15 protein-coding genes are annotated in these 18,924 nt (G+C 73.7%); 6 read left to right on the plus strand and 9 right to left on the minus strand.

The window, feature by feature from the left end:
• Positions 1-18: 18 nt before the first annotated feature.
• Positions 19-3,156 (plus strand): BTAD domain-containing putative transcriptional regulator, encoded by a 3,138-nt coding sequence (locus GA0070609_RS07630; protein WP_088993160.1) that lies wholly within the window; start codon positions 19-21, stop codon positions 3,154-3,156.
• Here the strand turns inward: GA0070609_RS07630 and GA0070609_RS07635 are convergent.
• The 3 genes from GA0070609_RS07635 to GA0070609_RS07645 all read right to left on the minus strand — a co-directional run bounded on the left by GA0070609_RS07635 (position 3,140) and on the right by GA0070609_RS07645 (position 6,143).
• Complete coding sequence (locus GA0070609_RS07635; protein ID WP_088993161.1) at positions 3,140-3,889, minus strand: ABC transporter permease; 750 nt, start codon at positions 3,887-3,889, stop codon at positions 3,140-3,142. The two genes, GA0070609_RS07630 and GA0070609_RS07635, sit on opposite strands and share 17 nt — an antisense overlap.
• Positions 3,886-4,824, minus strand: coding sequence for an ATP-binding cassette domain-containing protein (locus GA0070609_RS07640; RefSeq protein WP_088993162.1), 939 nt, complete (start codon positions 4,822-4,824; stop codon positions 3,886-3,888). Before GA0070609_RS07640 ends, GA0070609_RS07635 begins: the two co-directional genes overlap by 4 nt.
• A 350-nt stretch (positions 4,825-5,174) precedes the next feature.
• Positions 5,175-6,143 carry a GlxA family transcriptional regulator gene (locus GA0070609_RS07645; protein ID WP_088993163.1) on the minus strand — a complete coding sequence of 323 codons (969 nt, stop codon included), beginning with the start codon at positions 6,141-6,143 and terminating at the stop codon, positions 5,175-5,177.
• A gap of 98 nt (positions 6,144-6,241) precedes the next feature.
• Between GA0070609_RS07645 and GA0070609_RS07650 the strand changes: the two genes are divergently transcribed.
• The 3 genes from GA0070609_RS07650 (at position 6,242) to GA0070609_RS07660 (ending at position 8,002) form a co-directional block, all read left to right on the plus strand.
• Positions 6,242-6,895, plus strand: a complete 654-nt coding sequence (locus tag GA0070609_RS07650; protein WP_197700324.1) for a DJ-1/PfpI family protein — start codon at positions 6,242-6,244, stop codon at positions 6,893-6,895.
• 11 nt (positions 6,896-6,906) lie between these two features.
• Positions 6,907-7,209, plus strand: coding sequence for a hypothetical protein (locus tag GA0070609_RS07655; protein WP_088993165.1), 303 nt, complete (start codon positions 6,907-6,909; stop codon positions 7,207-7,209).
• Between the two features lie 127 nt (positions 7,210-7,336).
• Positions 7,337-8,002, plus strand: coding sequence for a class I SAM-dependent methyltransferase (locus tag GA0070609_RS07660; protein WP_231928573.1), 666 nt, complete (start codon positions 7,337-7,339; stop codon positions 8,000-8,002).
• 70 nt (positions 8,003-8,072) lie between these two features.
• On the opposite strand, the gene GA0070609_RS07665 is transcribed toward GA0070609_RS07660, so the two are convergent.
• From GA0070609_RS07665 to GA0070609_RS07675, 3 genes are all read right to left on the minus strand, one after another.
• Positions 8,073-8,951: an alpha/beta fold hydrolase gene (locus GA0070609_RS07665; RefSeq protein ID WP_088993167.1), complete on the minus strand. Its 879-nt coding sequence runs from the start codon at positions 8,949-8,951 to the stop codon at positions 8,073-8,075.
• Between the two features lie 3 nt (positions 8,952-8,954).
• Positions 8,955-11,654 (minus strand): helix-turn-helix transcriptional regulator, encoded by a 2,700-nt coding sequence (locus GA0070609_RS07670; protein WP_088997558.1) that lies wholly within the window; start codon positions 11,652-11,654, stop codon positions 8,955-8,957.
• A gap of 98 nt (positions 11,655-11,752) precedes the next feature.
• A complete protein-coding gene (locus GA0070609_RS07675) occupies positions 11,753-12,343 on the minus strand; it encodes a MauE/DoxX family redox-associated membrane protein (protein ID WP_088993168.1) in 591 nt (196 codons plus the stop codon).
• 148 nt (positions 12,344-12,491) lie between these two features.
• Between GA0070609_RS07675 and GA0070609_RS07680 the strand changes: the two genes are divergently transcribed.
• A complete protein-coding gene (locus GA0070609_RS07680; RefSeq protein WP_231928574.1) occupies positions 12,492-12,944 on the plus strand; it encodes a S26 family signal peptidase in 453 nt (150 codons plus the stop codon).
• Here the strand turns inward: GA0070609_RS07680 and GA0070609_RS07685 are convergent.
• Positions 12,897-13,484, minus strand: coding sequence for a peroxiredoxin family protein (locus GA0070609_RS07685; protein ID WP_088993169.1), 588 nt, complete (start codon positions 13,482-13,484; stop codon positions 12,897-12,899). The two genes, GA0070609_RS07680 and GA0070609_RS07685, sit on opposite strands and share 48 nt — an antisense overlap.
• 80 nt (positions 13,485-13,564) lie before the next feature.
• Positions 13,565-13,750 carry a hypothetical protein gene (locus GA0070609_RS07690; protein WP_088993170.1) on the minus strand — a complete coding sequence of 62 codons (186 nt, stop codon included), beginning with the start codon at positions 13,748-13,750 and terminating at the stop codon, positions 13,565-13,567.
• Positions 13,751-13,912: 162 nt separating this feature from the next.
• On the opposite strand from GA0070609_RS07690, the gene GA0070609_RS07695 reads away from it, so the two are divergent.
• Positions 13,913-16,909: an AfsR/SARP family transcriptional regulator gene (locus GA0070609_RS07695; RefSeq protein ID WP_172899305.1), complete on the plus strand. Its 2,997-nt coding sequence runs from the start codon at positions 13,913-13,915 to the stop codon at positions 16,907-16,909.
• Here GA0070609_RS07695 and GA0070609_RS07700 read toward each other — a convergent pair.
• Positions 16,873-18,750, minus strand: coding sequence for an ABC transporter ATP-binding protein (locus GA0070609_RS07700; protein WP_088993172.1), 1,878 nt, complete (start codon positions 18,748-18,750; stop codon positions 16,873-16,875). The genes GA0070609_RS07695 and GA0070609_RS07700 overlap by 37 nt on opposite strands.
• Positions 18,751-18,924 lie beyond the last annotated feature (174 nt).

Genomic DNA, 18,924 nt, shown 5'->3' on the forward strand with positions numbered 1-18,924 from the left:
CCATGGCAAGATCTGCCGGTGCAGATCGGGATGCTCGGACCGTTCGAGGTTCTCCGGGACGACGGGGCCCACGCCGACGTGCCGGGCGCCCGGCTGCGCGGGCTGTTGGTCGCCCTCGCGCTCGAACCCGGTCGCGTGGTCCCGAAGGCGACGCTCGTCGACTGGATCTGGGGCGAACATCCGCCCTCCGACGCGGCGAACGCCTTGCAGCGGCTGGCGTCCCGGCTGCGGAAAGCGCTACCGGACGGTTCGGTCGAGGGGCGGCCGGACGGCTACCGCCTGGCGGTGGAACCCCGCGCCGTCGACGCCGTGCGCTTCGAACACCTGGTCCGCCAGGCCCGCGACGACGAGGGTCCGCAGCGGGTACGGCGGCTGCGCGAGGCCCTCGGGCTGTGGCGCGGTGCGGCCCTGCAGGACGTCGGTCTGTCCGACAGCGTGGCCTTCGACGCGGCGGTCACCCGCCTCGAACGGCTGCGCCTGACGGCCATGGAGGACCGGTTCGACGCGGAGATCAGCCTCGGCCACGGCGCGGAACTGGTTCCGGAACTGACCGACCTGGTGGCCGCGCACCCGGTGCGGGAACGGCTCGTCGCCGCGCTGATGCGCGCCCTCGTGGCCAGCGGCCGGGACACCGACGCGCTGCTCGTGTACCAGCGCACCAGGGAAGCGCTGGCCGACACGCTGGGCGTCGACCCCGCACCGGAGCTGTCGGCACTGCACGTCGCGCTGCTGCGGGGCGAGTCGGGACGGCGCGAGGAGAACCGGAACACGAACCTGCGCGAGGAGCTCACCAGCTTCATCGGCAAGGACGCCGACGTCGCCGCGGTCGCCGGACTCGTCGCCGAACACCGGCTCACCACCCTGATCGGGCCGGGCGGCTCGGGGAAGACCAGGCTGGCCACGGAAACCGCGCGCACCCTGCTCCGCGACCTGCCGGACGGGGCCTGGCTGGTGGAACTCGCCGCCATCGGCGCGGACGGCGACGTGGCACAGGCGACGTTCGCCGGGCTCGGCCTGCGGGACGCGCTGCTCGGCGAGGCGCCGAACGTGGAGCCGACCGACCGGCTCATCGCCGCGATCCGGGAGCGGGAGGCGCTCCTGGTCCTGGACAACTGCGAACACGTGATCGAGTCGGCGGCGACGTTCGCCCATCGGGTGCTGGGGGAGTGCCGGCGGCTGCGGATCCTGGCGACGAGCAGGGAACCGCTCGGCATCACCGGTGAGGCCCTGTGGCCGGTCGTGCCGCTGGCCCTGCCCGGCGCGAGCGCCGGTCCCGCCGAGATCGAGTCCTCACCGGCCGTTCGGCTGCTGCTGGACCGGGCGAGCGCGGTGCGCAAGGATCTCGCGGTCGACGCCGAGACGTTGTCGACGATGGCGCGCGTCTGCCGGGCGCTGGACGGGATGCCGCTGGCGATCGAACTGGCCGCGGCCAGGTTGCGCACCATGTCCATCGACCAGCTCGCCAACCGGCTCGACGACCGGTTCCGCCTGTTGACCGGCGGCAGCCGTACCGCGCTGCCCCGGCACCGGACGCTGCGGGCGATGGTCGACTGGAGCTGGGAACTGCTCACCGACGCCGAACGGATGGTCCTGCGCCGGCTCTCGGTGTTCTCCGGCGGGGCGAGCCTGGAAGCCGCCGAGCGGGTCTGCGTCGGCGACGCCGTCGAGCAGGCGGAGGTGCTCGAGCTGCTCACCGCGCTGACCGAGAAGTCGCTGCTGGTCGCGGAGGGCGACGGCGCACCGCGCTACCGCATGCTCGGCACGATCAGGGAGTACGCCGCGCACCGCCTCACCGAGGCGGGGGAGTCGGACCTGGCGCGCCACGCGCATCTCACCTACTTCACCGAACTCACCGAGACCGCCGACCCGTGGCTTCGCCGCGCCGAGCAGGTGGAGTGGCTCGCCACGCTCAACCTCGAGCACGACAACATCAGTGCCGCGATGCGCGGCGCGCTCGCGGCTGGCGAGGCGCAGGCGGCGATGCGGCTCGCGGCCGGCGCCGGCTGGTACTGGTGGCTCAGCGGGCACAAGGCCGAAGGCATCGAGCTGCTCATCGCGGCCACCGAAACGCCCGGCGAGGTGACCGACGAGATCCGGGCCATGGTGTACGCGCTGGTGGTGCTCTTCGTCAGCGGCGGGCGGGGCGACGAGCACCAGGCGGCGGAGTGGATCCACAAGGCGTACCGGATCAGTCAGCGCAGCCAGTCCCGCCGGCCGCTGCTGGGGCTGGTCGTCCCACTGGAGCGCATGTTGCAGGCGCCGGACGCGTTCCTGCCCGCCTGGGAGCCATTACTGGACGACGAGGACCCCTGGGTGCGGGCCCTGGCCCGGCTGCAACTCGGCAAGATGCGGATCCTGCTCGGCCAGGGCGGGCGGGATGCGGACGCCCACCTAGAGCTGGCGCTCGCCGAGTTCCGGGCGATCGGCGAACGGTACGGGATCTCGTTCGCCCTGAGCGAGCTGGCGGAGCGCATCGCCACGCGCGGCGAGTTCGCCGCCGCGTGCGAGCACTACGAACAGGCGATCACGGTCGTCACCGAGGTCGGCGCCGTCGAGGATGTCATCCGGATGCGGGCGCGACAGGCTCAGCTGTACTGGCTGCTCGGCGATGCGGAGGCCAGCGCCGCTGCCACAGCCGAGGCGCAACGGTGCGCCGAACGGGTCACCTGGCCGGACGCGCTGGCCGTGCTGGCCCTGTCGAAGGCGGAACTCGCTCGGTGGCGCGGCGACGCCGAGGAGGCGTACCGGCAACTCGAGGTCGCGACGACCATGCTGAGCGACGACGCGGAGCTGGCGAACGTCCGCGCGGTCACCCACGACCTGCTGGGCTACCTCGCCGAGGACCTCGGCGAGGCCCGCAAGCACCACGCCGCGGCCTGCCAAGCCGCGGCCGAGACGGGGCATGCCCTCGTGATCGCGCGGATACTCGTCGGCGTCGCGGACCTGGCACTGCGCCGCGGCCGGTACGACCAGGCGGCGCGGCTGCTGGCGGCGAGCACCGAGGTGCGCGGGCTGCCGGATCTGTCCCACCCGGACCTGGCCCGGATCGAGCGGACAGCGCGGAGCCGCCTCGGCGACGCGGGGTTCGCCGAGGCGGCTCGGGAGGGCACGCGGACGAGCTGGAGTCAGCTGGTCGAGGTCACGCTCGCTTGGTGAACGTGGCGGACGCCCACAGGTAGCCGACCAGGGCGATCCCGACGCACCACGCGAGGGCGGTGATCAGGGTGCCGGTGTCCGGTGCGCCGTTGAGGAGTCCGCGCATGGTCTCGATGATCGGGGTGAAGGGCTGGTACTCGGCGAACTGCCGCAGACCGGGTCCCATCTTCTCCGCCGGGACGATGGCGCTGCTGAAGAACGGCAGCATGACCAGGGGCACGGCGGCCAGACCCGCCGTTTCCGGCGACTTCGCCGCCAGGCCCAGGGCGACGGTGAGCCAGCCGGCGGCGAAGCCGAGGAGCACGACGATGCCGGCCACGCCGAGCCAGTGGGTGAGGCTGGCCGATGGGTTGAAGCCCAGCAGGAAGGCCACCCCGATGAGGGCGGCGATGGCGACGAGGTTGGTCAGGACGCTGGCGACGACGTGACCGGTCAGCACCGCACCGCGGGAGACGTCCATGACTTTGAACCGGTTGATGATGCCCTTGGTCATGTCGGAGTTCACCGCCGTCGCGGTGGCACCGAGTCCATAGCAGACGGCCAGCAGGATCAGTCCGGGCGTGGCGTAGTCGATGTAGTCGACGCCGACGTTGAAGGCGTCGCCGAACATGTACACGAACATCAGCATGATGATGATCGGCATCAGCACGGCGTTGAAGACCGAGGTCGGGTTCCGGGCGATGTGCTTGAAGTTGCGACGCAGCATGATCATCGAGTGGGACTTGGAGCTCATTTCGCGGCCACCTCCGTGGGGCGCCCGGTCAGGGCGAGGAAGACGTCGTCGAGGTCGGGTGTGTGCACCGAGCACTCCTCGGCGGTGAGGGAGTACTCGTCGAGCCGGTCCAGCAGGCTCCGCAGCGATCTCGTCCCGCCGTCGCTGGGAACCCGCAAGGTCAGCGTCTCGTCGTCGCGTGTGGCGTCGGACAGGACCCGAGCGGCCGTGTCGAGCTCGGTGACGGTGGTGAACCGGAGCCGGACGTGGGTTCCGGGGATCTGCCGCTTGAGGTCGTCGGAGGTGCCCTGGGCGACGAGGCGGCCCTGGTCGAGCACTGCGATCCGGTCGGCGAGCTGGTCGGCTTCCTCGAGATACTGGGTGGTGAGGAAGATGGTCACCCCGTCGGCGACCAGGCCACGGATGATCGACCACATGGTGCGGCGGCTACGCGGGTCCAGCCCGGTCGTCGGCTCGTCCAGGAAGATGATCCGCGGGTTGCCGACCAGCGTCATCGCCAGGTCCAGCTTGCGGCGCATCCCACCGGAGTAGGTCGAGGCGGGCTTGCCCGCCGACTCGGTCAACTCGAACCGGTCCAGCAACTCGGCGACCATCCGCTTGCCGCCACCGGAGGCCCGGTGCAGATCCACCATCAGCTGCAGGTTCTCGCGCCCCGTCAGCAGCTCGTCCACCGCCGCGAACTGACCGGTCACCCCGATCGCCGCCCGCACCGCCTTCGCCTCGGTCGCCACGTCATGCCCGGCGACCCGTACCGTCCCGCCGTCGGCTTTGATCAACGTGGTCAGCACGTTCACCGTCGTCGTCTTGCCCGCCCCGTTCGGGCCGAGCAGTGAGAACACCGTTCCCGCCCGGACATCGAGGTCGACGCCGTCGAGCACTACCTTGTCCTTGTAGGCCTTCCGCAGTCCGGAGACCGTGATCGCTGAAGCTGTCATGCGGACAACTTTCGGGATCGAGCCTGTCACCCCCCTGACACGCCGCTGACACGACCACTGACACCCGTACGCGTTCCTGGCCGGTCCACTGCAACGTGTCGCCTGTATCGGACCGGTGCAGGACAGGCGGCCGGGGAGAGCCCGCAACGAGGTTCGCTGCCGGCCTGGTCGTCGGCGTAGGGTCACCCGGGCGGCGGTCGCGCACGTCGTCGCGCACCGACCGCTCACCGACGCGGTGATCCGGGCCCTGAACCCGCAGCTGACCGTCGCCAGGTTGCGCGAGGATCTCGCCGCCATCGGGTACCCGGTCGCGGCGTAACGGCAGGCCCGCCGACGCCCCGAGCAGGAACCTACGCGGGGACGCCCGCCGGGGTCCGGGGCTGCGCGCGGAAGGTCGAGCGGTACGCCTGTGGCGCCACCCCGCTGAGTCGCTTGAACTGGGCACGGAACTGCGCCGGCGAAGCGAAGCCGACGAGGTGGGCGATCCGGTCGACGCCGTGGTCGGTGCGCTCCAGGAGTTCCTGCGCCCGGCGGATGCGTACGGCGGTGACCCACTGCATCGGAGTGCGGCCGGTCTCCTCGTGGAAGCGCCGGTTGAGCGTACGCACGCTGAGCCTGGCGTGGGCAGCCACATCGGCCAGCGTCAGTTTCTCGTGGGCGTGGGACTCCAGCCATCCGAGGACCTCGCCGAGGCCGATCTCGGCGGCCCGCACGCCGGGGCGGACGATGAACTGCGCCTGCCCGCCGTCCCGGTGCAGTGGCGCCACGGCCTGCCGTGACGCGTCGGCGGCGGCCGCGGCGCCGTAATCGCGGCGCACCAGGTGCAGGCACATGTCCACGCCCGCGGTCGCCCCGGCCGACGTGACGAACTGGCCGGTGTCGACGTACAGCACCTCGGGGTCCACCTCGACGGCCGGGAAGGCCACCCGCAACTGCTCGGCGGCGGCCCAGTGGGTGGTGGCCCGCCGGCCGTCGAGCAGCCCGGCCGCGGCGAGGATGAAGGTGCCCACGCAGATCGACGCGATGCGGGTACCGGCGGCCGCGGCGGCCCGCAGCGCGCCCAGTACCGCGGTGGGCACCGGCGCGGTCGGGTCGTACCGGCCGGGCACCACGACGGTGTCGGCGTCGGCGAGCGCGTCGAGGCCGTGGTCGACGGCCAGCCGCAGCGGACCGGCGTGGACCACCGGCTCGCTGCCGCAGACCAGTACCCGGTAGCCGGCCTGGCCGCCCGGCAGCCGTACCTGGCCGAGCACCTCGATCGGCGTGGCGAGGTCGAACGCGATCGTGTCCGGCAGCGCCAGGACGCACACGGTGTGCACGGCGACTCCTCGGGTCGAGGATGCGGCAGGAAACAGTCGGGCAGTGGCAATCTTGCCACTGGTCGCGCCGCCCGGCGAGCCCGAGGATCGACGGCGTGATGGTGCAGATCGTGTTGTACGACGGGTTCGACCCACTCGATGTCATCGCGCCCTTCGAGGTCCTCTCGGCCGGAAGCGACGCGGCTGGCGGGGCCCTGGCGGTGGAACTCGTCGCCGCGGAGGGCGTACGGGAGGTGGTCAGCGGCACCCGAGGCTTGACGCTGCGGGCGACCGCGAAGCTGGACCCCGACCGGCCGGGCTATGTCGTGGTACCCGGTGCCAGCGGGCCCACGACCGGCGACCCCGACCAGGGCGCGGTGACGATTCCCGTGCTGCTGGCGCGGTTCGCCGAGTCGGCGGCGGCACCGCTGCTGCTCGCCGCCCTGCGCAACCCCGAGGTGACCGTCGCGGCCGTCTGCGGCGGATCGCTCGCCCTGGCCATGGCCGGCCTGATCGAGGGACGCCACGCGGTGACCCACGCGCTCGGCATGGACGTGCTCGACGCGACGGGCGTACACGCGGTGCCGGCCCGGGTCGTCGACGACGGCGACCTCATCAGCGCGGGCGGCGTCACCTCCGGCCTGGACCTCGGGCTGCACATCCTGGAGCGCGAGTTCGGCCCGCGGGTCGCGCACGCCGTCGAAACCCTCTTCGAGTACGAGCGGCGCGGCATCGTCTGGCGCAACGCCGGCCGCACGCCCATCACCATCTGACGGGAGCTGTCTTGCACCCCATCCTCGGCACCTGGGACGTCAGCCTGAAGACCCCGATCGGCACACTGCGCGCCGAGTATGTCTTCAGTGACACCGGCGGCGTGCTCGCCGGCACCGCGTCGACGACGGCGGAGACGGTGCCGCTGGCCGCACTCGTCTGCGACGGCCCCCGGGTGACGTGGCGGCAGGCGGTGACCCGTCCGATGCGCCTCAACCTCGACTTCGACGTGGTCGTGGACGGGGGCACCTTCACCGGCTACTCCCGCGCGGGCCGCCTGCCCCGCACCACGGTCACCGGCACCCGCCGCGGGTGAACCGGGTCGCCCCGCGCTGCCGGAGGTCGCCAACGCCACCTCGCTGCTACCGGTCGGCGCGGATGGCGCGGTCCGGCGGCGCATTCGCCGCCGGCACGGCGAACGTGCGGGTGCGATGATGCGGCTCGTGCCTTCCTCGCCTTCAGATCCGCTCGACTACCGCGGCGTGCAACTCGCCTACGACACAGTGGCGGAGGACTACGCCTCGTACCTCCCGGACACCCGCGCCGAGGCGCCACTCGACCTCGCCATGGTCGACGCCTTCGCGGCGGCGGTGGCGTCCGGTGGCGACGCGCGGGTCCTCGACGCCGGATGCGGCGCGGGGCGGATGAGCCGGTACCTCGCCGAGCGCGGGTGTCTGGTGGAGGGGGTCGACCTGTCGTCGAGCATGGTCGCCATGGCCCGGCGCGATCACCCCGACCTGGTGTTCACCGTCGGCTCCCTGACCGACCTCCCCTATCCGGACGACCGGTTCGCCGGCGTGCTGCTGTGGTACTCGACCATCCACACGCCGCCCGCCGGCCAGGCGCGCATCTTCGCGGAGGCCGCCCGGGTGCTCCGCCCGGGTGGCCACCTGCTCGTCGGGTTCCAGTCCGGCGAAGGTGCCCGCGACGTGTCCGCGGCGTACCGCCGGTTCGGCCACGAGATCCAGCTCGAGCGCTACCTCGTCACGACCGACCAGGTCGCACCGCGGCTTGTGGCCGCAGGGCTGCGGGAGGTGTGTCGCCTGGTCCGCCGTGCCCAGGGCACGGAGCGGGACGATCAGGCGTTCCTGCTGGCCAAGGCCCCCTGACCTCGGCGGCTCCCCGCAGCCGACGGCCCGGCCGGAGTCGCCTCCTTCCGGCCGGACCGCCCGGCCGCCGTTACCGGGCCGTGTGCGCGAGGACGGCGGCGGCCAGTTCCTCGTGCACCTCCGGCGGCAACGTGTGGCCCATGCCCGCCACGATCATCAGCCGCGCCCCCGGAATCTGCTCGGCGATCATCGCGCTGTGGCCCGGCTTGGCCGGCTCGTGGCTGCCCTCGATGACCAGTGTGGGCGCCTTCACCTGGTGCAGCACGCCCACCGGCTCGAAGTCGGGCTTGGCCATGGCCGCCAGCCGGTGGTTGGTCACCGCCGACAGGTCCCGGGCCCGGTCGTAGATCCGTTCCTGCAGGAGCCGCGCCGCGTCCTCGTCGAACGGCAGCCCGGTGCCGTGCAGCAGGCGCTGCTCGGCGATCATGCCGTCGATCCGGGCGCGCCGGTCCTCCGGCGGCGGGGCGGCCATCAGCGTGCGGTAGAAGGCGACGAACTCCGGCGCCGGCTCGGGCAGGCTCCCCTCGGGCTGCGGTTGTCCCATCAGCGCTCGCATGATCACCTGACCCTCGCCGCCGCCGAGCGGTGAGGAGCCGATGACAGTCAGCGAGCGCACCCGCTCGGGTCGCTCCACGGCGACGAACTGGCCGAGGAGGCCGCCCGCCGAGTGGCAGACCAGGTGCGCGCTCTCCAGGCCGTGGGCGTCCAGCACGCGGTAGACGTCGTCCTTGATGTCGTCCCAGGTGTACGGCTCCGCCGCGAAGTCGACCGTGTCCGACCGGCCGGTGTCGCGGTGGTCGTACCGGATCACCCGGCGACCCCCGGCGACCAGGCGGCCGACGAACTCGTCCGGCCACAGGATGCCCTGGGACATCGACCCCATGATCAACAGGATCGGCTCATCCGTCGCGGCGCCGAACTCTTCACTCCAGATGTTCACCTCATGCATGCCTCAGAGCATGTCCTCTTCCGTTACCGGCGCCTTCTGTAGAACTACTAGTCGCGCCAGTTCCGTACGGGAGCCGATGCCCAGCTTCGGATAGATCTTGTACAGGTGGTACTCGACCGTGCGCGGGCTCAGGATGAGCTGGGCGGCGATCTGCCTGCTCGACAACCCGTCGGCGACCAGGCCGGCGATACGCAGCTCCTGCGGGGTCAGGGCGTCGAGCACGGCCGGCGGTGGGGCCTGCCCGCTCTCGCCCGCCGCCCGCAGCTCACCCTGTGCGCGCCTCGCCCAGGGCCGCGCGCCCGCCCGCTCGAACGTCTCCCACGCCATTCGCAGGTGCGCCCGCGCCTCGCCCGGCCGCTGCGCCCGGCGCAGCCGCTCACCCAGCAGCAGCGCCGTCCTGGCCGCCTCGAACGAGTTGGTGTGCAGCCGCAACGCCTCGGCGAAGGCGTCCTCGGACGACTCGACCAGACCCCGGCAGCGGGCCAGCAGGGCGTGCGACTCGGGCGTCGCGGCGTGCGCCGACGCCCGCTGGTACGCCGCCAGCGCCGCCCGCGCACCCGCGTCGTCCCCCGCGCCCACGGCGGCCTCCACGCGATCCGGCGCCGTCCGCCACGTCACGACGGGATGCCCGACGCCCGGTCCCGCCGCGGCGAGGGCCGTGAAACGGTCGTGGGCCGCCGCGTGGCGTCCCAGGCACAGGTCGAGCAGCGCCAGCGCGTACGCGGCGACCCCGGCCCGCAGACCCACCCGATGCGGTACGGCGATGGCCAGCGCCTCGCGGGCCTGCCGTTCGCAGGTCTCCTCGTCGCCGCGCAGCGCCGCCAGCACCGCGAGGTTGGCCAGGTGCGCGGCCACGGTGTTCTCGTAACCGGCCTCGCGGGCCAGTTCCAGGCCCTCCTCGGAAACAGCCTGGCTGCTCGTCAGCCGCCCCGCCAGGCGCTCAGCCGTCGCGACGAACTCCAGTACGACCGGCAACTGCCCGGTCATCCCCGAAACCCGGCCCACCCGACCTGCCCGGTCGGCCATCTCGGCCGCCAGATCCGACTCACCCAGTTGGCTGGCCGCAGCCGCCGCCCACAGGTACTCCGCCGCCTCCCGCAGCTCGTCGACACGGGCCAGCGCCCGCCGCAACAGGCTCGGCCCGGCAGCGTCGCCGCCCAGCGTCAGGCCGATCCCGGCCACCGTGTCCCGCAGGAATCCGGCGGGATGCGCGGCCGCCCGGCGACCGAGCTCGATGATGGCCGCCGTGTCGCCGACGTACGAGGCGGCCTCGGCGGCATCGGCCAGCATGTCCAGGCTGTCGCCGGCCGCCAGGATCCGCACGGCCTCGGCGGCGTTGCCGGAGTTCAGCTCGAACCGCCCCCGGACCTGGGCGATCTCCATGACGAGGCCGGCATCCGCGCCGGCCAGGTCGCGGGCCTCGGCCAGCAGCGACTCCGCCTGCCCCGGACGGCCACCGAGCCAGGCCGCGACGGCGGCGTCCTTCAGGCGGGTGGCACGGGCGTACGGCTCGGGGGTCAGCTCGGCGGCCCGGGCCAGGGCGGTGGCGGCGGTGCCGTACCCACCGCGGTCGCGCGCCCGCTCCGCGGCGGCCACCAGTTCGGCGGCGACCCGCTCGTCCTGGCCCAGGGCGGCGCCGGCCAGGTGCCAGGCGCGGCGGTCACCGTCGGTGAGCTCCGCCAGTACGGCGTGCGCCCGGCGGATCTCGGCGGGGCTGACCGCCTCGTACACCGCCGACCGGATGAGCGGATGGCGGAAGTGCACGCGGGTGCCCGAGAGCTCGACCAGCCCGGCCTCCTCCAGCTCGGCCAGCGCTGCCCGCCCCGTCCCCGCCCTCGGGTCGTCTCCGGGCCGTGCGGCGCGCCGGGCGGACATCCGGTCGGCGGCGCGCAGCACCAGGTCGAGGCCGGCCTCCAGGGCGGCGACCAGAGCGAACAGCCGGGCAGCGGCGGACAACGCGGCCACCCGATCGCCGAACAGCCGGACACCACCGGGCAGTGGGTCGGGCAGCGGTTCGCGGCCGGCGAGCTGCGCGGGCGTCAGGCGGGCGGCGATCTCACCCAACGCGAGCGGGTTCGCGCCGGTCAGCGTGACGAGTTCCCGCGCCACACCTGGCGACACCGCCCAGCGGGACGCCAGCATCTCGACCGCCGCGGCTGCGGGCAGGCCACGTACGTCCACCGTCACCGGCGCACCCTTGACGGGGGCGTCGCCCCGCACGGCGAACAGCATCGCGATCTTTTCGGTCCGCAGCCGCCTGGCGGCGAACAGCAGTGCGTCGGCCGATGCCCGGTCGACCCACTGGAAGTCGTCGACCACGCAGATCAACCCGTCCGGCGCGGCGGCTTCGGCCAGCAGCGAGAGCACGCCCGCGCCCAGCAGGTACCGATCACCCGCGGTGCCGGCGGCGAGCCCCAGTGCCGCCCGCACAGCGTCGCGCTGGGGTTCGGGCAGCGCGTCGAGCGAGCCGGTCACCGGCCACAGCACCTGGTGCAGCGCTGCGAACGCGAGGTCGGACTCGGCCTTGACGCCGGTGGTCCGCAGCAGGCGCATCGCGCCGCCGCGTGCGGCCGCCGCCTCGAGCAGGACCGTCTTGCCCACGCCCGCCTCGCCCCGCAACACCACCGCACCGCCGATGCCGGCGCGCGCCCGTGCGATCACCTCGTCGAGTTCGCCGATTTCCGTGGATCTGCCGTACAGCACGGTCACCGACTCTAGGAGACCACCGGGCTGAGCCGGGCCGCGGCCGGTTCGGCCGGCGCCGGCCCGGCTGGTTCAGCGGGCGCTGCCGAGGACGGGGATCACGAGGATGTCCGGCCGCCCCGGCGGGAGGCGCCCCGATCGGCCGCGCCGGGTGGCGCGGCGACGGGCAGGAACAGGGCGGCGAGATCGTCGAGGCGGACGACGACCAGCGCGCCCACCAGGCCCAGCGGAACGGCCAGTACCGCCGTCCCGACCGTCACCCCCGGGTCGCCGAGCGAGGCGTACGCGCCGATCCCGGCGGCGACCGTCAGCACCACGTTGCGCACGAGATGGCGCCGACCGAACGGCGCCGCCGCGGCTTCCCCGAAGCACCGGCAGGACACCGCCACCCCACGGTGCAGGACCACCGCGACCGCCACCGTGAACGCCGCCGACAGCGCCGTCGCCACCGCGAACCCGGCAGTGGCCACCGCGGCGGCGGGGAGCGGCACCAGCAGCAGGGGCACCGCCGCCTCGGCGACCGTCACCGCCCCCGCTACCGGGACGACCAGCCGCGCCGGCAGCAGATCCATGGCCCGCAGCGAGTCGGCGAACGCCCCGAACGCACGCCGCCCGCGGAGTTTGCTGGCGGCCGACGCCAGGAAGACCAGCGCGAGCAGACACCGGCTGAACACGAACAGGTACGACATGCGTCTGGGTCTCCTCTCATCGCTCGCCGGCGGCGGGCGAGGCCACCGGATCCGGCACCGGCTGGCGCGGGTCGGCGGCGTCCACGCGGCACGGGCAGTCACCCATCGGCCGGTCCTGCCCCCGCTGTCGCTCCGCTACCGTGGTGCGGTGGATCGATCCGTTCTGTTGCTCGCCGTCGGCTGCGTCGTGGCGCTCGGGGTCGCCGTGCTGGTTGCCCGTGCCCTGCTCCAGGTGGTCGGGGTCAACGGCGACAGCATGACCCCGACGTACCGGGAGGGTGACCAGCTCCTCGTGCTCCGGCGGGGATTCCGCCGGCGGCTGCGGGTCGGTGCCGTCGTCGTCTGCCTGCCGCCACCCGGCATCAGGATCAAGGCGGGTGACGTCGACGCCGCCACCCAGTTGATGGTCAAGCGGGTGGCGGCGCTGCCGGCAGGGCAGATCTACGTCCTCGGTGACGCGCCGCGGCACAGTCTCGACTCGCGGGCCTTCGGCGCGCTCCCGCCGGAGCTGGTGCGGGGCGTGGTCATCCGACGGCTGCGGGCCGCGCTGGGCTCATCCCGCGGCGGGCACGACGTCGCGCCTCGGGGACAGGTCGGGTAGCTGGCTGGCGTTGTTGCTGACGCCCGCCACCCGGCCGTCCGTGTCGACCAGGTAGAACGCGGGGAACGCGGCGACCTGGAAGGCCGACTGGAGCGCCCCGTCGAGCGGCTCGTGGACGATCGCCGCCCGACTGTCGAGCACGCCCAACGCCGTCACCAGCTCGGCGCGCTCGCTGTCCTCGCGCTCCGGCGCCGGGCGCAGCCGGGTGAGCACGACGAGCACGGCCATCGGGGAGTCGAGCGCTTCGGCGAGCGCCGACCGCGCCGCGGGAAGTTGCTCCTGGCATCCGGAACAGTCGGGGGCGAGGAACGCCACCAGGCCGCCGGAGGCACGCAGCGAGGCGATGGACACCACGTCCCCGCCGGCGGTCGGGGCGGTGAAGTCCGGCACCTGCGCGCCGACCGGGAGGGTCACCGGTGGGCGGGCGCGGGCCAGCTCCTGGGTGTGCTCGCGCAGTTTCCGGATGACGCCGAAGGTGAGTAACAGGTTCAGCAGCGCGAGGACGGCGAGGACGACGAGGGCGGCGACGACTACGGGCATGGGTTCGCTCCTGACGGGAATGGGCACCAGCGCGTCGCGGCCGGGGGCTCACCCGGCCGCGACGCTCTCACGGGCGTTGCTCAGCAGTCCGAACCCCACCAGCACTCGCACCAGCTGTTGCAGGTGCGCCACTTGAACCGGGTGTAGGTGAACCGGCAGCACATCGGGGTGTTGGTGCAGGACGGCTGGCAGACGGCCGACGCGGTGGTCTTGGGCAGCATCAGTGCCAAGAACCGGTCCGCCAGTGCGCCGACGCGACGGGTCATGTGTCCCTCCAATCGTGATCTAGACTGATGGTGGACGATAGGTGGACCTCCTACACGGCGACCTACAGCGCGGATACAACCGTTACGCGCCAAGCGTTGCGGGCCCTCGTACCTCGTTCCCAGGGTGCTGGCCGTGGTGGTCCCGACCAGAGCCGAGGTGCCTTGAGCCTGCGATTCCAGCTGCTCGGTCCACTCCGGATCATCGCCGCCGGTCGCGCTGTCCCGGTCGGCCCGCAGAAGCAGCGGGCGATGCTGGCCGCCCTGTTGCTGTCGGCCAACGAGCGGGTGTCGCTGGACCGCCTCGTCGGCGAGCTGTGGGACCAGCCGCCCCACTCGGCCGTGGCGAACCTGCGCACCTACGCCAGCGGGCTGCGCCGGTTGCTGAGCGAGCTGGACGCCCCGCCCGGCGGCGGCGACCGGTTGACCGCCGGCGTCGCCGGATACCAGCTGCGGATCGAGCCGGAAGAGCTGGACCTGCACCGCTTCCAGGCCGCGGTCGAGCGCGGCCGCACGGCCCTCGCCCGCGGCGATCACGCCGGCGCCACGGCGCACCTCCGGGAGGCGCTGGACCTGTGGCGGGGCCGACCGGCCGAGGACGTACGCCCCGGGCCGGAACTCGATGCCCGGATCACCCTGCTCGAGGAGCAGCACCTGTCGCTGGTCGAGGACCTGATCCAGGCGCGTCTCGCGCTCGGCGAGCACGCCTCGGTGACCGGCGAGCTGCGGCTGCTGATCACCGCCCACCCGTACCGGGAGCGGCTGCGCCACCAGCTCATGCTGGCGCTGTACCGGTCCGGCGACGCGCCGGCGGCCCTCGCGGCGTACGCGGAGACCCGTGCGGTCCTCGCCGATCAGCTCGGCCTCGAACCCGGCACGGACCTGACCCGGCTGCACCAGGCCATCCTGCGACGGGCACCCGAACTGTCCACGCCCGACGCCGCTGCGGAACCGGTCGGCCCGCGACCGGCTGCCGCGCCGAATGACCCGCCCGGCCCAGCCGAACCGCCGCGTCAGCTGCCGCCGGACGCCGCGGCCTTCGTCGGCCGGGTCGACGAACTCCAGGCCATCGAGCGGGCCTGCACGGCCACGAACGGGTCGCGGACCGGCCCGGCGGTGGTCGTGCTGCACGGTCCGGGCGGGATGGGCAAGACCACCCTGGCGGTACGCGCCGCGCACCGGCTCGCGCGCCACTATCCCGACGGGCAGCTCTACCTCGAACTGCAGGGCGGGGCACCGGGCATGGCCAGTGTCGAACCGCTGTCGGCGCTCGGTCGGCTGCTGCGCGCGCTCGGCGTGCCGGCCCGGGACGTTCCGCTCGAACTGGCCGAGGCGGCCGCGCGGTTCCGGTCGGAGACCGCTGCCCGGAGGCTGCTCATCGTCCTGGACGGCGCGGCCGGCGCGCAGCAGATCCGGCCGCTGCTCCCGGCTGGCCGGGACTGCGCGGTCCTCATCACCAGCCGCCGGCCGACGGGCACCCTCGACGCGGTCCGGCTCCGGCTGGACCGGCTCAGCGACGCCGAGGCGCGCCAGCTCCTCGACACCCTCTGCGGCGACGGGCGGGGAGCGGCCGACCCCGCCGCGGCGGACCGCCTGGCGATGCTGTGCGACGGTCACCCGCTGGCGTTGCGCATCGCCGGGGCCCGGCTCGCGGCCCGCCCCGACTGGTCCGTCGCGGTGCTCGCGGACCGGTTGGACAACGAGCGGGAACGCCTCGACGAACTGCGCGCGGACGACCTCGCCATCCGGTCCAGCTTCTGGAACACCTACCGGCAGCTGCTCGACAGCGCCGATCCGGACGACCGCACGGCGGCGGCCGCCTTCCGGTCGCTGTCGCTGCTGCGGGTGCCGGAGATACCGGCGCCGCTCGCCGCGGTCACCATCGGTGTCCCGGAACGCCGTGCGCTGACGCTGCTGGACCGGCTCACCGAGACGCACCTGCTGGACGCGGTCGGGCCGACCCGGTTCCGGTTCCACGACCTCCTCCGGCTCTACGGTGCGGAGCTGGCCGAGGAGACCGATCCGGCCGCGGAGCGCGAACGGGCGGCACTCCGCGGGCTGTCCGCGTACCTGACCACGGTGCTGCGCGCCGGCCAGCTGTTGCGTCCGCAGCGGGCGGCCGAACTCGCCACCGGGCCCACCGTCGTCGAGCTGGCCACCGTCGACGACGCCGTACGCTGGGTCGACGCCGAGCTGGCCGGGATCATCGCGGCCGCACGCCAGGCCTGCGACGCGGCCCCCCGGTTGAGCCGGCTGTGTGTGGAGGCGATCCCGTCGGTGGCCGGGTGGCTGCAGAAGCGCAACCGGTGGGCGGAGGCCGACGCCCTGGTCGCCGTCTGCGAGCAGGCGGCGACGCGCACCGACGACGGTGCCGCCCGGGCCACGGTGCTCGCGCTGCGGGCGACCCTGCACTGGCGTGCCGGATCCCTGGAGGCCGCGTGCGGGGCGCTGGAGTCGGCGCTGGAGTTGTGGCGCCGGCTGGGCGATCGCGAAGGCGAGGGGCGGGCGCTGCAGAACCTCGGCTGGTTCCACCACCGTACGGGCTCCGCACGCCGGGCGGCTGACCTCGTCCGGGCGGCGGTCCGGCTGCTCGCCACCGCGAACCCGGTGTGGCTGGCGATGGCGCTGCACAACCTCGCCGAGATCGAGTTCGAGCTGGGCAACTTCCCGGCGGCCGGCGAACACCTCACCCGCTGCCTGGTGATGCGGCGCGAGCACGACGACGCCGTCGGCGAGGCGATGACGCTGGTCGCTCTGGGCCGGACGCACAGCCAACTCGGGCGGCACCCGGACGCGCTGAGGGCACTCACCGCCGGCCTTCGGCTGTGCCGGCGGACCGGCAACCGGGAGGACGAGTGGGAGGCGCTGCTCAGCCGCTCGGAGGTGCACCTTCGGATCGGTGACGTGGCGCTGGCCCACCGTGACGGGGAGGAGGCGCTGAGCCTGGCCCGGGCGGTCGGCGACCGGTACGGCGAGGCGGCCGCGCTGCGGCAGCTCGGCCGGGTGCGGGAACGCCGCGGCGAGCGCGCCGCGGCCGACGGCTACGCGCGGCAGGCCAACCGGATCTTCGCCGACCTGCCGGGCCGGCGGGACGGCGTGCTCGAAACGTTCCTGGCCCGCGCGGATCAGTCCGCCGGCGTGCCCACCTCGGCCGGCAGGTAGCCCGCGTCCGTCCGGGCAGGGCCCGCCTCCGTGGGGGCGTAGCCCGCCGCCTGCATCCGGAACAGGGCGGCGTAGGTGCCGTCGGCCGCCAGCAGGTCCTCGTGCCGGCCCGCCTCGACGATCCGTCCGTCCGACAGCGCCACGATCAGATCGGCGTCGCGCAGCGTACCCAGCCGGTGCGAGATCAGGACACTGGTCCGGTCGGCCCGGTGCCGGCGCAGCCGGAGCTGGATGTCGCGCTCGGCCTCGGCGTCCAGGCCGGCGCTCGGCTCGTCGAGGATGAGCAGGTCCCGCGCCGCGGGCAGCACCGAGCGGGCGATCGCCATCCGCTGCCACTGCCCGCCGGAGAGCAGCACCCCGGCATCGGCCGGGTCGCCGTCCAGTTCGAACACCCGGGACAGCATCGTGTCGTACCCCCGAGGCAGGTCCTCGATCACCTGGTGGATGCCGGCCCGCCGGGCGGCGTCGGCGATCCGGGTGGCGTCCTCGGCGCGTACGTGGTCCGGGCCGGCCGGGTCGACGTCGCCGAGCCAGATGTTCTCCGCGGCCGTGAGGTCGTACGTCATGTAGTCCTGGAACACCGCGCCGATCCGGGCCCGCAGATCCTGCACGGACAGCTCGCGGAGGTCGACGCCGTCCCACAGGATCGCGCCCCGGGTCGGGTCGTAGAACCGGCACAGCAGCTTGACCAGGGTGCTCTTGCCGGCGCCGTTGTGGCCGACCAGGGCGACCGCCTGCCCAGCCGGGATGAACAGGTCCACACCGCGCAGCACCCACGGGTGGTCCGGGCCGTAGCGGAACCACACGTCGCGCAACTCGATGCCCCGCTTCAGTGGCGGCACCGGCAGCGGCCGGGCCGGCTCCGGGAGATCTGGTGGGCAGGTGACGATCTGCTCGTAGTGCGCGAGGAGCAGCATCGCCTGGTGGATGCCGGCGAGGTGGTCGATCATGGTGGCCAGGCTGCTCTGCACCCCGGCGACGGCGGCGATGAAGACGGCCACGTCGCCCACGGTGAGCCCGCCGGATCGGGCGGTGGCCACCGCCCACACCAGGCCGCCCCCGGACAGCGCCGCGCTCAGTGCCGCGAGCAGCGCCTGGACGCGTACCTCCCGGCGCTCGTGGGCCCGACGGGCGGCGTTCGCGGTGCTCAACTCGGCGAGCATCCGGCGCCGGAACAGCCCGCCCAGCCGCAGCAGACGTACCTCCTTGGCGGCGGACAGGCTGGTCAGCAGGCTCGCGTAGAACACCTCCCGCCGCTCGCCCGGCCCGATCTCCCACAGCATGTTCGCCCGTCGCCGGCTCAGCCGGAGTTCGGCGACCAGCGCCGGCACGCCGCCGGCCGCCACCAGCACGGCCATCACCGGGTTGATCACCACGAGGGTGCTGAGGAAGCCGGTCAGCAGCACCGCGTTCTGCACCAGGCCGAGCAGGCTGTCGACGCAGCGGCTCGGGCCGTCCCGTCCGGCCTGCTCGGCCAGCCGGAGCGTGTTCTGGAACGCCGGATCCTCCAGCCGGCGCAACCCGCCGAGGCGGTCGGTCGCCGCGTACAACTGGTCGAGCGCCACGACGGCGGCCGAGCGCCCGAGGTCCGCCCGCAGGTAGTTCGTCAGGTGCGGCACCAGCGCGAGGCCGACGGAGACCGCCGCCAGCGCGATCGCCACCCCGAGGATCGGGCCGCCGGCGGCGTCCGTGACCCGGTCCAGGACGAGCTTGGTGAGCCAGGCCGCCAGCACCGGAAGGGCGCCGGCGATCGGCGCGAGCACGACGTACACCGCCAGGTTGGCCCGACCGGCCCGCCAGACCACCGCGACCGCCCGGGCGGTCCGGGCAATGCTGATCATGGCGAGAAGGTACGGACGGCACCTCCAAGGGCAGCTACAGCGCCGGTACAGATGGCGTCCGGGCCGGCCGGGATCTCGGGCGTCCAGCGCGGGTGGTGCTGGCGTGGCCGGTCGCCGGCGCGCCGAGCCGTACCCACCGGTTGCCGTCGACGAGCTGTCGCCTGGTGCATCGCG

Source organism: Micromonospora echinaurantiaca (genome assembly GCF_900090235.1).
GTDB classification, from domain to species: Bacteria; Actinomycetota; Actinomycetes; order Mycobacteriales; family Micromonosporaceae; genus Micromonospora; species Micromonospora echinaurantiaca.